This is a genomic window from Streptomyces sp. NPDC036822, assembly GCF_055609145.1.
This window is the reverse complement of sequence record NZ_JBVJPY010000008.1, coordinates 32,457-45,221: the sequence shown is the minus strand read 5'-3', so window position 1 is coordinate 45,221 and position 12,765 is coordinate 32,457. Positions and strand designations below refer to the sequence as shown.

Here is a 12,765-nt window from a genome sequence, read left to right as displayed (position 1 = left end):
TGAGCCGGGCTGCCTCCGGGAGCTCAGCAGTTGACGGCCGGGTTGCCGGACACCACCTGGCAGAAGTCGAGGGACGCTCCGCCGTCGACGGCGCCCTGGTTGACGTTGACCCGGATGCAGTCGGCGCCGTCGCCGCCGCGGACGGCGGCCGTGGCCAGGACGGTGCCGTCCACCTGTACGTAGTCGTTGCCCGCCCCGGCGTCGGCCTGGCCGCCGAGCGGCGCCAGGCTGCCGAAGCGGAGGTAGTCGGAGCCCGTCCCGCCGAGCACGGTCCCGGCCACCGGACCGGTAAGGACGATCGTGTCGCTGCCGGCGAGGCCGTCGACCGTGTGGCCCGCGTCCACCGACGAACACTGGATGTAGTCCCGTCCCACCGTGCCGCTGACGTTCCCGCTGGGAACGGCGAGGCCGTTGACCGTGCAGGCGGTCGCGGCGTGGGCAGGGGTGCTCAGGGCGAGCGGGGCGAGGACGAGAGAGGCGGCGCAGAGCGCGCGCACGGAGTGTCTGATCATGTCATCGAGTTAACCCATGGTGATTCCATGGTCGCAATTCGTCACCGTCGGTGCCTGCGCCGCTCGGTCGAGCATCGCCCTCGCGCCCGGCCCGCGACGCCCATCCCGCGGAGGGCCGCCTACCCGGCCGCCCGGACCGCCGCCAGCGCCTTCCGTGCCGCGACCAGGACCGGGTCCCACACCGGGGAGAAGGGCGGGGCGTAGCCGAGGTCCAGGGACGTCATCCGCTCCACCGTCATCCCCGCCGTCAGCGCCACCGCCGCGACGTCCACCCGCTTGCCCGCGCCCTCGCGGCCCACGATCTGCACCCCGAGGAGCCGGCCCGTCCGCCGCTCGGCCAGCATCTTCACCGTCATCGGCGCCGCCCCCGGGTAGTAGCCCGCGCGGCTGGTCGACTCCACCGTCACCGTCACGTAGCGCAGGCCCATCGCCCGGGCGTCCTTCTCCCGCAGCCCCGTCCGCGCGATCTCCAGGTCGCACACCTTCGACACCGCCGTCCCGACCACGCCGGGGAAGGTGGCGTAGTCGCCGCCCACGTTCGAGCCGATGATCTGACCGTGCTTGTTGGCGTGCGTCCCCAGGGCGATGTGCCGCTCACGCCCCGACACCAGGTCGAGCACCTCGACGCAGTCGCCGCCCGCCCACACGTTCTGGTGGCCCCGTACCCGCATCGCGAGATCGGTGAGGAGCCCGCCGTACGAGCCCGTCGGCAGGCCGGCCGCCCGGGCGAGGGTCGTCTCCGGCTCCACGCCCATGCCGAGGACCACCACGTCCGCCGGATACTCGGCGTCCTCCGTGGCCACCGCGCGGACGCGGCCGTCCTCGCCCGTGAGGACCTCCGTCACCGCCGACGAGCCGACCGTCGTGATGCCCAGGCCGTCCATCGCCCGGTGCACCAGCCGGCCCATGTCCGGGTCCAGCGTCGACATCGGCTGCTCGCCGCGGTTGAGGACCGTCACCTCGTAGCCCCGCTTCAGCAGCGCCTCCGCCATCTCCACCCCGATGTAGCCCGCGCCCACGACGACCGCCCGCCGGCCGCGGGTCCCCTCCAGGGAGTCGAGCAGCGCCTGGCCGTCGTCCAGGGTCTGCACGCCGTGCACCCCCGGCGCGCCGATGCCCGGCAGCGCAGGCCGGACGGGGCGGGCGCCGGTCGCGATCACCAGCTTGTCGAAGCCCGTCCACGCCTCGCCGCCCGACTCCAGGTCCCGGGTGCGCACGCGCTGCCCCGCCAGGTCCAGTTCGGTCACCTCGGTGCGCATCCGCAGGTCGATGTCCCCTGCCCGATGCTCCTCGGGGGTGCGGGCGATCAGGTCGTCGCGCTCGTCGACGTCGCCCCCGACCCAGTACGGGATGCCGCAGGCCGAGAAGGAGGCGAAGCGGCCTCGTTCGAAGGCGACGATCTCCAGCTTCGAGGGCTCCCGCAGCCGGCGTGCCTGTGACGCGGCGGACATGCCCGCCGCGTCACCACCGATGACCACCAGTCGTTCACTCATACGAACACGCTACGTCGAGGCGGCCGTTCAGTCCTGCCGCTGCGCCGGCGGCGCCGAGGGCATGTCGGATCCCGGGGCCGGGAAGGGGCGCGGGGGCAGCTGCGGTGCGGGACGGCGGGGCAGCCGCGGCTTGATCAGCCGGCGCCACACCACGTACAGCACCGCCCCCACCAGCAGCCACGGAGCCAGAGCCGCCAGCACGACCAGGATCCAGGCGAGCGACGTCACCAGCGCGCGCCAGCCGCCGGCGAGCGCGTCGAGGAAGCCGGGACGGTCCTCGTCCTCGGTCGCCCGCGCCGACTCCTTCTCGCTGAGCGCCAGGGTCACCGTCGCCATCGTCGTACGGTCCTTCAGCGACGCCTGCTGGGCCAGCAACGCCTCCAGATCGGCCTGACGGCGGTTCAGCTCCCCTTCCAGGGTGACCACTTCGCCGAGCGTCGTCGCCCGGTCCATCAGCGCGCGCACCCGCTGCACGCTCGCGCGCTGGGTGGCGATCCGGCTCTCGACGTCCACCACCTGATCGGTGACGTCCTTCGCCTCCGCGGTGCGCGAGAGGAGCCTGCCGGTGCCCGCGAGCTCGCTCAGGACCGCCTCGTAACGCTCCTGGGGCACCCGCAGGACGATCCGCGAGGTCGTGTGCGCGTCGTCGGTCCGCTCGGTCGACTCGTTCGCGACATGGCCGCCCGCGTCCCCCGTGACCCGCCGGGCCGTGGCCAGGGCCTTCGTCGCGTCCGCGACCTCCACGGACAGTTCGGCGGTACGGATGACGTGCTGCCGGGGCGCTGCCGCGGGCTTGCGGGCCCCGGCTCCCTGACCCTGCCCCGACGCTTCCGCGCTGTCGGCCGCGCCGCCGGCGCCCCGGGCACCGTCGGCCCCCTTGGCGTCGCTCAGGCTCGTCTTGTCGGCGGCGCCGTCCGATCCCGCGCAGCCGGTCAGTGCCAGCGAGGCCGCAAGGAACGCCACGGCCGCCATGCGTGCTCCACGCATCCGGTTCCCCCCAAGGGTGGTGGTGAGTGTCGCCGGTTCGACGTACGAGAGGGGGGAACAGGTTGCCCTCGCCCGATAGCGAAGTGATCACGTTCCGGCCTCGGAACGGCTCGGTGGGGGCGATTTGAGAGAGTGGACCCATGAACGCGGACACCACGGGCAGGTCGCTGGGGCACGTCGTCGTCGTCGGGGGCGGCATCGCCGGGCTCGCCGCAGCGCACCGGCTGGCCACGGCGGGCGTGCGGGTCACCCTCCTCGAAGGCGGCGACCGCCTCGGCGGCAAGCTGCTCGCCGGGGAGATCGCCGGCGCCCCCGTCGACCTCGGCGCCGAGTCGTTGCTCGCCCGGCGCCCCGAGGCGGTCGCCCTCGCGGGGGCCGTCGGCCTCGCCGACCGGCTCCGGGCACCGGCCACCACCACCGCGTCCGTGTGGTCACGCGGCGCGCTGGTCCCCATGCCCAAGGGGCATGTGATGGGCGTACCGGGCGACGGCGGAGCGCTCGCCGGGCTCCTCTCCGACCAGGGTGTGCGCCGCGTCGGTCAGGACCTCGAACTGCCGCCGACCGAGATCGGCGACGACATCGCCATCGGCGCGTACGTCGCCGAACGGATGGGCCACGAGGTCGTCGACCGGCTGGTCGAGCCCCTCCTCGGCGGCGTCTACGCCGGAGACGCCTACCGCATCTCCCTCCGGGCCGCCGTGCCGAAGCTCTTCGACGCCGCCCGCGCCCACCCCACCCTCACCGAGGCCGTCCGCGCCGTGCAGCGGGCCGGCGCCGCGACCCCCTCCGACGCGGCCGGCGCGGCCACCGGCCTCGGGGGCTCCGCCTTCATGGGCATCGAAGGCGGCATCGGCACCCTGCCCGGAGCGGTGGCGGACGCGATCCGCGCGGCCGGCGGCGAGATCCTGACGCACGCCCCCGTGACGGAACTGCGCCGCGTGGCGCCCGGCGAAGGCGAGACGGACGGGGAAAGCGACACCGGCATGCCCAGCGGCCGCGTGGACGCCGCCGCCACCGCGGGGCTGTCCTCCGCTACCGCGGGCCTGGCCTCGGCCGCCGTGGCCGGAGCCGCCGTGGCCTCCGCCTCGGCCGCCGCCCGGCTGTCGGCCGCCACCGCCCGCACGGACCGGGACACACGCTGGCGGATCGTCGCGGGCGACCGGGTGCACCACGCCGACGCCGTCGTCCTCGCCACGCCCACCTGGGCCGCCGCCGCGCTCCTCGCCGAGGAGGCGCCGGCCGCGGCCGCGCAGCTCGACACCGTCGAGTACGCCTCGATGGCCCTGGTCACCTTCGCCTTCCGGCGGACGGACATCCGGCGCCTGCCCGGCTCGGGCTTCCTCGTGCCGCCCGTCGACGGACACACCATCAAGGCGTCCACCTTCTCCAGCCAGAAGTGGCAGTGGGTCGCGGACGCCGCACCCGACCTCTTCGTCCTGCGCACCTCCGTCGGCCGCTACGGCGAGGAGGAGCAGGTCCACCGCGACGACGCCGACCTCGTCGCGGCCTCCGCGAAGGACCTGGCCGCCGCCACCGGTCTGGCCGCCCGGCCCGTTGCCACCGCCGTCACCCGCTGGATCGACGGCCTGCCGCAGTACCCGGTCGGCCATCTCGCCCGGGTCGCCCGCGCACGCCGGGCCGTCGCCGAACTGCCCGGCCTCCGCCTCGCCGGGGCCGCGTACGACGGCGTCGGCATCCCCGCCTGCATCGCCTCCGCCCACCGCGCGGCCGACGAGATCCTGGACGGGATCGCCGGACCGGCGGCGGGGGAGGGGCGGCGGTGACGGCGGGAAGGACGGCCCGCGCGACGGCCGGGGAGATCATCGCCACGTCGGAAACCACCGACCCTGGTGCGGGGCACTGTCCGTGACGGGCGAGAATAGGCGTATGAGTGCGCCCGAAAAGATCCCGAACGCCGGTAAGAAGGCGAAGGACCTCAACGAGGTCATCCGCTACACCCTGTGGTCCGTGTTCAAGCTGCGCGACGTCCTGCCCGAGAACCGCGCCGGTTACGCCGACGAGGTCCAGGAGCTCTTCGACCAGCTCGCCGCCAAGGACATCACCGTCCGCGGCACGTACGACCTCTCCGGTCTGCGCGCCGACGCCGACCTGATGATCTGGTGGCACGCCGAGACGAGCGATGAGCTCCAGGAGGCGTACAACCTCTTCCGCCGCACCAGGCTCGGCCGCGCCCTGGAGCCGGTCTGGTCCAACATGGCCCTGCACCGCCCGGCCGAGTTCAACAAGTCGCACATCCCGGCCTTCCTGGCCGACGAGACGCCCCGCGACTACGTCAGCGTCTACCCCTTCGTGCGCTCCTACGACTGGTACCTGCTGCCGGACGAGGACCGTCGCCGGATGCTCGCGGACCACGGCAAGATGGCCCGCGGCTTCCCCGACGTCCGCGCCAACACGGTCGCCTCCTTCTCGCTCGGCGACTACGAATGGCTGCTCGCCTTCGAGGCCGACGAGCTGTACCGGATCGTCGACCTCATGCGCCACCTGCGGGCCTCCGAGGCGCGGATGCACGTCCGCGAGGAGGTCCCCTTCTACACCGGCCGGCGCAAGAGCGTCGCCGAGCTGGTGACGGGTCTGGCCTGACGGCCGGCCTACCGACCTGGTGACGACCCGGCGCCCAGCCGGGCCGTCGCCCCCCGACCCGGAAGATCAGACGGCGGACGGAGTTCCGTGCGCCGCTCCAGCGACACCGGGTCCGGCTCCGGGTGCGGCGCGCATGACGCGCGCCGCACCGGCGTCTTTCCGGGCACCTCCCCGGTGAGCAGATACGTCTCCAGATGGCGGTTCACGCAGGCGTTCGCCCCGCCGCCGATGCCGTGCGTCCCCGCGTCCCGCTCGGTGACCAGCGCCGACCCCCGCAGCCTGCGCTGCAGCTCGAGGGCCCCCTCGTACGGCGTGGCCGCGTCCCGCTCGGCGGCGAGGATGAGCACCGGCGGCAGCGCTCCCTCCCCGGTCCGCACGTCCAGCGGCTTCTGGCGCGGCTCCTTCCAGTAGGCGCAGGGCAGGTTCATCCAGACGTTGTCCCAGGTCTCGAACGGCGCGACCTTCGCGAGCCGGGTGTTGTCCCGGTCCCACACGGCGAAATCCTCCGGCCAGGGGGCGTCGTTGCACTCCACCGCCGTGTAGACGGCCGTTCCGTTGCCCGGATCAGGGCTGCCCTTGCCCGCCGGCGCCGCCGGGGGCGCGGCCTGCTCGATCAGCGGCTTCGGGTCGCCCTTCAGGTACCGGGAGAGCGCGGCGGCCCGCGAAGGCCAGAAGCCGTCGTGGTAACCGGCCTGGATCATGGCCGCGTGCAGCTGCCCCGGGCCCACCTTCCCGCCCGCCGGCCGCGCCGCGAGTTCCACGCGGACCTTCTCGTAGCTCTCGCGCACCTCGTCCGCCGTGGACCCCAGGCCGTACACCGTGTGGTGCTTGGCCACCCAGGTGCGGAAGTCCGCCCACCGGCGCTCGAAGGCGAGCGACTGGTCGAGGTTGTTGACGTACCAGACGTGCCGGGGATCGGGGTGGACCGGCGCGTCGAAGACCATCCGGCGCACCCGCTGCGGGAAGAGCGTCGCGTACAGCGCGCCGAAGTACGTGCCGTACGAGGCGCCCATGTAGGTCAGTTCCGCCTCGCCGAGCGCGGCGCGCAGCACGTCCAGATCGCGGGCGTTGTTGAGCGAGTGGTAGTGCCGCAGGCCCGCTCCGGTGCGCTGCGCGCAGCCCTGGGCGTAGGTCTTCGCCCGCGCGACGCGCTCCCGCTTGAAGACCTCGGACGGCTGGGACGGCGCCAGGGTCGGGCCCTTGGCGCGGTCGGCGGGATCCTGGCAGGACACCGGTGCGGAGCTGCCCGTCACCCCGCGCGGGGCGTAGCCGATCAGGTCGTACGCGGCGGAGATCCGCTTCCACGCCGGCGCCTTCGCGACCAGCGGGAACGACGTCGAGGAGGCGCCGGGGCCGCCGGGGTTGTACACGAGGGCGCCCTGGCGCGCCGAGGCCGGACCGGAGGCCTTGACCCGGCTGACGGTGAGCCCGATCCGGCTGCTGCCGGGGTCCGCGTAGTCGAGGGGGACCCGGACCGTGCCGCACTGGACGGACGAGGGGAGTTTCTCGGCCGCCGGGCACACGCCCCAGTGGATGCCCTCGGTGGCGGCCCGGCCGGCGGCGGCGAGGAGGCCCCGGGTCTCGGCGGGCGGCGTGTCCAGGGCTCCGGCGGGGGCCACGGCCAAGGACGTGAGGACCATCGATCCGAGGGCTCCGTACAGCGCGAGCGTTCTCATCGGCCCTACCCTTCGTACGCGCGCAGGCAAGCGGGAACAAAGGGATCGTTGGCGGGCGGAAGCGGGAAGTAAAGGACCGTCGGGTGGTGTCGGGCCGAATGCCCCCGACGCGCCCCCCGGGCGCGGGGACGCGTCGACGGTACGGCGGGTCAGCCGCTGGAGCCGCCGCCGCAGCTCGAACCGCTGCTGCTGGAGCACGAACTGCCGCCGGAGCTCGAACTCGAACAGGAACTCCCGCTCGAACTCGAACAGCTGCTTCCGCCTCCGCCGCCCCCTGCTCCGCCGGAGCACGAGCCGCCGGAGCAGCCGCCCCCGCCGCCCCCACCCGCACCGCAGCCGCCTCCGCCGCTCTCGCCGCCCGCACCGGCCGCGCACCACACGGTGACCAGGGCGGCGTACGAGTCGGTCGAGGACGAGCCGCTTCGGTGGGTCCGGCGCGGTCCGCCGCCCGACGGGCGGGCGACGCGGATCCGGGCCGCCGTCAGCAGCTGCTCCCGCAGCATCGGGTCCGGCAGGGCGCGCAGCCCGAAGAGGGCGACCATATGGCCGGCGTCGGCGAGGTGGCCGTGCGCCCCTCCGTACGCGGCGACGGCGCCGAGGCCCGCCGGGGTGATCCGGCGTGCGGCGATCGCTCCGCAGACGGCGGCCGTGACACCGGCGCCGAGGAGGGCCGGCAGGACGATGACGAAGAAGGGGACGGACAGGCCGCTGTTGTCGGGGCCGGCCAGCTGGAAGACGGTGAGGATGAGCGTGAGGGGCACCAGCGCGAGGCAGCCGATGCCCACGGAGACGCTCCAGCGGATCGCGGAGCGGCGGACGGGGGGCGTCACGATCAGCCCGCGCGCCGCCAGGCCGTCGCCGATCTCCTGCACGGCCGGGTGGCGCATCGTGACGAGGCGCAGATGGTGCAGCGCGCCGTGCGGGGCGGCCGCGTGCTCGTGGAGCAGGGCGCGCTCGACGTGGTCGTGGGCGGTGGGGCGCAGGACGGAGACGATCCCCGGGCCGCCGACCGCGATCCGGCCGTCCGCCTGGAGCGCGGCGATCGCGGCGTCGACGACCCGGGCCGGACCGCCGTTGAGGAAGGCGGCCTCGTGGCGGTCGTGCACGGGCCCGCCGACGCCGGAGCGGGTGCGGGCGGTCCTGGTGATCAGGACGACCACGGCCGCGGCGGCGGCCAGGTAGTACAGGACGGCGAGTGTGGTCATCGGTCTCTCACCTTCGTACGAGCGCGGCGCGGGCGGCCCGGGCCAGGCGGGTGACCCGGCCCGGCGGGCGGGAACCGGAACGGTCCTGCCACCACTGGGTGAGCCGGTGTCGGGCATCGGGGTCTTCGGGGCGTCCTGCGACGAGCAGGTGCTCGACGAAGTCGAGCGCGTCGCGGCGGTAACCGCCGCTCATGGGACGGGACTTGGCGTAGGCGAGGAACGCCGGCCGGTAGCCGGCGGCGAGTATCTCCGGCAGCTCAGGGGCGACCTTGGCGATCACGTCGGCGCGCTTGGCCGCGAGCGCCCGGCTCTGCACCCCGAGCCGCCGCGTGTCGAAGCCCTCGGGCGCGGGGGTCCCGGCGACCAGCGCGGAGAGCAGCGCGGCCTGCGCGAGGGCGACGCGCTCCCGGGCGGGTGCGTGGTCCGGGCGGGCGGCGGTGTGACGCGGCTCGGGGTCGCCGGTGGCGGGGGCGGGCCCGGCGGTGGTGGCCGTCCCGCGGAGGGTGCCGGCGTCGGCACCGGTGCGGGCCGTGACCACGCCGGAGCCCGGGCCGAAGGCCGCGCCCGAGCCCGGGCCGGCGACGTGCCGGGGCCGGGACGCGGCGGGGGCCGTCCCCGTGCCCGACGCTCGGCCCGGGATCGTCGCCTCCGCCGCCGTGGTGGCCTCCGGCGGAGCCGGCGGGGTCGGCATCGGGCCGCCCGAGACGCGGGCGCCCGCGCCGATGAGCAGCGGGCCCTCGGCGCGCGCGTCCCGTCGCGCCTGCCGGTGACGACCCGCCGCCACCGTCTCGCGGATCGAGGACAGCTCCGCCGCCAGTTCCTCCGGCGGCGGGAAGTGGTCGTCCCGTTCCAGCAGGACTCCCGGCGGGGCGACCCGGGAGGCCAGGTCGGCCAGGACCGCGAGGACCGGAGGCGTCACCGGGTGGGCGTGGGTGTCGTGCCAGACGCCGTCGCGCTCCAGACCGCCCGCGACGTGGACGTACGCGATCGCCTCGACCGGGAGTTCGGAGAGGGCCTTCGCGGGGTCCTCGCCACGGTTGACGTGGTTGGTGTGGAGGTTGGCCACGTCGATCAGGAGCCGTACCCCCGTACGCTCCACGAGCTCGGCCAGGAACTGCCCTTCCGTCAGCTCCTCGCCCGGCCACCCGACCAGCGCCGCGATGTTCTCCAGGGCCAGGGGAACCGGCAGCGCGTCCTGCGCTATCCGGACGTTCTCGCAGAGCACGTCGAGCGCGTCCCAGGTGCGGGGCACCGGCAGCAGGTGTCCCGCCTCCAGGACCGGCGTCGCGGTCAGCGGGCCCCCGGCGCGTACGAACGCGATGTGCTCCGTCACCAGCGGCGCCCCCAGCGCCGTCGCCTTCGCCGCCAGCTCCGCGAGCCGCCCCGCGTCCGGCCGGTCCGCGCCGCCGAGCCCCAGGGACACGCCGTGCGGGACGACCGTGACCCCGCGCGAAAGCAGCCGCGTCAGGGAGTCGGGGAGGTGGCCGGGGCAGAGGTTCTCCGCGACGACCTCCACCCAGTCGACGCCGGGCAGCCCCTCCACCGCGTCCGCGATCTCCGGCCGCCAGCCGATGCCGATACCGAGTTCCGTCATGTCCCCCTCCTTCAGTCCCCGGTGTGATGGCCCCGCCGGATCCGTTCGAATCCAGCCGGAGGGACGTTCAGAGGTTGATTTGAGGTTCCGGGACCGGCGGGCCGTCCCCGAAGCCGCTCAGCGGCCGCGGGGCGGCACGCTTGCCGGCCGGGCGCGGGCGATCGGCCGGGCCACCGGATACGACGAGACCGCCGCTTCCCGCGAAGCGGCGGCCAAGCGGCGGTCACACGGGCGTCGTTCCGCGCCGGACGAGATCCGTTCCGGAACGGGCCGTCGCCGGGCCGGAGAGGGAGCCGGACGCGCGGTCCGGCCCTGGGACCGGTCCGGCGCGGACCGGCTACGAGTGCGGTGTCACGATCCCCGCCTCCGGCACCGGGCGGGAGGTGAAGGACTGGTCCGTGCCCGAGGGCAGGGCGGGTGTGGGGACGGCGGGCGACGGCACCACCGGCGGCCCGGTGGGGCTCGACGTCTTGCGCCCCGCAGCCTCGTTCGCCAGCGCGTCGAAGTCCACCATCCCGGTGGCCTCCAGCATGGTGATGTGGTCGAGCACCGTCTGGTTCGCGTCACTCGCCAACTGGCGGATCAGCGTGTTGCGGGTGGTGTGCCGGACCTCGGCGACCAGCGCGAAGACCTTGCCGTGGGCGTTGCGCAGCAGGTTCGCGAACTTCCGCTCGTACTCCTCGCCGCGCGCCGCCGTCAGCTCCCGCAGCCACGCCTGCTGCTGCTCGGTGGGCTGGTTGGGCAGCTCGACGCCCAGCTTCGCCGCCACGGTCCTGGCCCGCCGGTCCAGGTCCGTGTGGCCGACGACCAGATGGTCGCCGCACTCCACGATCGCCCGGCTGGGCGCGCGCTCGATGGCCTGCTGGCCGGCCGGGAGCTCCCAGAGCCCGGCCAGTCGCACCTTCACCAGGAAGTCCCGGTCGGTGGCCGAGAGCGGACCCCACTGGGTGGCCACGGACGAGGCGTTGAGATTCGCCTCCCCGGTGCCGGAGCGGTCGGCATAGGACCAGACGGGGAAGGCGAGCGCGCCGACCGTGGCGACCAGCGCCGCGATGATGAGTGCCGTCCCGTTGACGCGTAGCGACAAGGTGTCTCCCGTACGTTCGTTGTACCGCAGACTGAACCGCCAACCGGGCAGCGGTTCAACCTCCTTGGCGATATGAGGAGATACGCACGGGGCGAAGCGAGCGTTCAGCGACGGGGCGACCGGATCCGGGACATCCCGGCCGGCTCAGCCCACGGGCGGACCGGGAACCGGGAAGTCCGAGACCACCGTGCAGGAACCGGGGGCGATCTCCGTGAAACCGGCGTCCCGCACCACAGGCAGCCCGCTCGCCGTCAGCGCCGCCCACCGTGCCGGGTCGGCCGTCCGCACCGACAGCGGGAAACCGGCCTCGCGCCAGGCCTTGCGGTCCGGCTCCGGCATCTCCCACCAGAGCAGCTGCGCCCCGTGGCCGGCCTGCGCCATCGCCTTGCCCGCCGACATCTCCAGATCGGGGTTGAGCCACAGCCGGGCGGCCCCCTCCGGCGCGGCGCCCGGCTCGGCGGGATCCTCCAGGTCGGTGCCCGAGGCCTGGAGCTTGGCCAGTTCCCTGGGCCAGCCGTCCAGCGGGACCGGCGGGAACACCCGCACCTCCGCCTCCTCCCTGTGCACGGTGATGCCGGGGAGGGCGGCAGCCTTGCGCCACTCCGTGCCGCGCGCCCGGCGCACGACCTTGCGGATCCGGGCGTCCTGCCAGTCGTCCATGACCCCCGCCCACTCCCCGTCGCCGTGCGAGCGCTCGTCGGCGAGGATCGCAAGGACGGCGCGGGCGGCCGTCTCCAAGGCGTCGGTACGGGCGGGGGGTGCGGCCCGCTCGATCCGCACGACGAGGGGCAGGACGAACTGGGGCTTGTCGTCACGGGAATCGGTCTCGTTGCTGCTCACCCGGCAAGTCTGCCACCGCGGGCGACGGGCGATTCTTGTAGGAACGACAGCTTCCGGGTCAGGATGCACCTCATGAAGAGCGATCTGTTCTCCGGCGAGCACCTTGCCGAGGCCGCCGCGTATCCGGGGATGACCCTCCAGAACGCCAAGGCCGTCAAGTACACCGTCAACGGCGAGATGCACGCACGCCAGGGCTCGATGATCGCCTTCCGGGGCGACCTCCAGTTCGAGCGCAAGGGGCAGGGCATAGGAGGCATGCTCAAGCGCGCCGTCACGGGCGAGGGCCTGGCGCTGATGGCCGTCCGCGGCCGGGGCGAGGCGTGGTTCGCGCACGAGGCGCAGAACTGCTTCATCGTCGAGATCGAGCAGCACGACTCGCTCACCGTGAACGGCCGGAACGTCCTCTGCTTCGACCCGACCCTCTCGTACGAGATCAAAACCGTGAAGGGCGCCGGCATGACCGGCGGGGGCCTCTTCAACAGCGTCTTCTCGGGGTACGGGAAGATCGCCCTGGTCTGCGAGGGCACCCCGATCGTCATCCCCGTCACCCCGCAGGCGCCGGTCTTCGTCGACACCGACGCCGTCGTCGGCTGGAGCGAGCGCCTGCAGACCTCGCTGCACCGCTCGCAGTCCTTCGGCTCGATGATGCGGGGCGGCTCGGGCGAGGCGGTCCAGCTCAAACTGGAGGGCGAGGGATTCGTCATCGTCCGGCCGAGCGAGCAGACCCCGCACAAGGCGTCGGCCAACTGACCACGCCGACGCGACTGGAG

Annotated in this window: 11 protein-coding genes; 3 read left to right on the top strand and 8 right to left on the bottom strand. The window is 74.2% G+C overall.

Translation table 11 applies throughout. The features are described from left to right. Window positions 1-23 precede the first annotated feature (23 nt). The 3 genes from ACZ68P_RS19920 to ACZ68P_RS19910 form a co-directional block, all read right to left on the bottom strand. Window positions 24-512 carry a hypothetical protein gene (locus ACZ68P_RS19920; protein WP_471007837.1) on the bottom strand — a complete coding sequence of 163 codons (489 nt, stop codon included), beginning with the start codon at window positions 510-512 and terminating at the stop codon, window positions 24-26. A gap of 119 nt (window positions 513-631) precedes the next feature. Next, a complete protein-coding gene (locus ACZ68P_RS19915) occupies window positions 632-2,005 on the bottom strand; it encodes an FAD-dependent oxidoreductase (RefSeq protein ID WP_471007835.1) in 1,374 nt (457 codons plus the stop codon). Between the two features lie 27 nt (window positions 2,006-2,032). Further along, window positions 2,033-2,992 (bottom strand): DUF4349 domain-containing protein, encoded by a 960-nt coding sequence (locus ACZ68P_RS19910; RefSeq protein WP_471007832.1) that lies wholly within the window; start codon window positions 2,990-2,992, stop codon window positions 2,033-2,035. Window positions 2,993-3,132: 140 nt separating this feature from the next. Between ACZ68P_RS19910 and hemG the strand changes: the two genes are divergently transcribed. Both hemG and hemQ read left to right on the top strand, forming a co-directional pair. Continuing rightward, a complete protein-coding gene (gene hemG / locus ACZ68P_RS19905; RefSeq protein WP_471007830.1) occupies window positions 3,133-4,776 on the top strand; it encodes a protoporphyrinogen oxidase in 1,644 nt (547 codons plus the stop codon). Window positions 4,777-4,879: 103 nt separating this feature from the next. After that, window positions 4,880-5,593, top strand: coding sequence for a hydrogen peroxide-dependent heme synthase (hemQ, locus tag ACZ68P_RS19900; protein WP_471007828.1), 714 nt, complete (start codon window positions 4,880-4,882; stop codon window positions 5,591-5,593). A gap of 8 nt (window positions 5,594-5,601) precedes the next feature. Here hemQ and ACZ68P_RS19895 read toward each other — a convergent pair whose 3' ends face one another. The 5 genes from ACZ68P_RS19895 to ACZ68P_RS19875 all read right to left on the bottom strand — a co-directional run bounded on the left by ACZ68P_RS19895 (window position 5,602) and on the right by ACZ68P_RS19875 (window position 11,995). Continuing rightward, window positions 5,602-7,269: an alpha/beta hydrolase gene (locus ACZ68P_RS19895; RefSeq protein ID WP_471007825.1), complete on the bottom strand. Its 1,668-nt coding sequence runs from the start codon at window positions 7,267-7,269 to the stop codon at window positions 5,602-5,604. Between the two features lie 149 nt (window positions 7,270-7,418). Next, window positions 7,419-8,474: a TIGR04222 domain-containing membrane protein gene (locus ACZ68P_RS19890; protein ID WP_471007823.1), complete on the bottom strand. Its 1,056-nt coding sequence runs from the start codon at window positions 8,472-8,474 to the stop codon at window positions 7,419-7,421. A 7-nt stretch (window positions 8,475-8,481) separates the two neighbouring features. Then, complete coding sequence (locus ACZ68P_RS19885; RefSeq protein ID WP_471007820.1) at window positions 8,482-10,068, bottom strand: multinuclear nonheme iron-dependent oxidase; 1,587 nt, start codon at window positions 10,066-10,068, stop codon at window positions 8,482-8,484. Between the two features lie 337 nt (window positions 10,069-10,405). Then, entirely contained in the window at window positions 10,406-11,155 is a 750-nt protein-coding gene (locus tag ACZ68P_RS19880) for a DUF4142 domain-containing protein (RefSeq protein WP_471007818.1), read from the bottom strand. Window positions 11,156-11,299: 144 nt separating this feature from the next. Next, window positions 11,300-11,995: an aminoacyl-tRNA hydrolase gene (locus ACZ68P_RS19875; RefSeq protein WP_471007815.1), complete on the bottom strand. Its 696-nt coding sequence runs from the start codon at window positions 11,993-11,995 to the stop codon at window positions 11,300-11,302. Window positions 11,996-12,067: 72 nt separating this feature from the next. On the opposite strand from ACZ68P_RS19875, the gene ACZ68P_RS19870 reads away from it, so the two are divergent. Then, a complete protein-coding gene (locus ACZ68P_RS19870; protein WP_471007813.1) occupies window positions 12,068-12,745 on the top strand; it encodes an AIM24 family protein in 678 nt (225 codons plus the stop codon). Window positions 12,746-12,765: the final 20 nt, after the last annotated feature.

Excerpts from the sequence above, each read along its gene's own strand:
- ACZ68P_RS19915 (WP_471007835.1), bottom strand. The coding sequence starts at position 2,005 with ATGAGTGAACGACTGGTGGTCATCGGTGGTGACGCGGCGGGCATGTCC.
- ACZ68P_RS19910 (WP_471007832.1), bottom strand. The coding sequence starts at position 2,992 with ATGCGTGGAGCACGCATGGCGGCCGTGGCGTTCCTTGCGGCCTCGCTG.
- ACZ68P_RS19885 (WP_471007820.1), bottom strand. The coding sequence starts at position 10,068 with ATGACGGAACTCGGTATCGGCATCGGCTGGCGGCCGGAGATCGCGGAC.
- hemG (WP_471007830.1), top strand. The coding sequence starts at position 3,133 with ATGAACGCGGACACCACGGGCAGGTCGCTGGGGCACGTCGTCGTCGTC.
- hemQ (WP_471007828.1), top strand. The coding sequence starts at position 4,880 with ATGAGTGCGCCCGAAAAGATCCCGAACGCCGGTAAGAAGGCGAAGGAC.
- ACZ68P_RS19895 (WP_471007825.1), bottom strand. The coding sequence starts at position 7,269 with ATGAGAACGCTCGCGCTGTACGGAGCCCTCGGATCGATGGTCCTCACG.
- ACZ68P_RS19890 (WP_471007823.1), bottom strand. The coding sequence starts at position 8,474 with ATGACCACACTCGCCGTCCTGTACTACCTGGCCGCCGCCGCGGCCGTG.
- ACZ68P_RS19920 (WP_471007837.1), bottom strand. The coding sequence starts at position 512 with ATGATCAGACACTCCGTGCGCGCGCTCTGCGCCGCCTCTCTCGTCCTC.
- ACZ68P_RS19870 (WP_471007813.1), top strand. The coding sequence starts at position 12,068 with ATGAAGAGCGATCTGTTCTCCGGCGAGCACCTTGCCGAGGCCGCCGCG.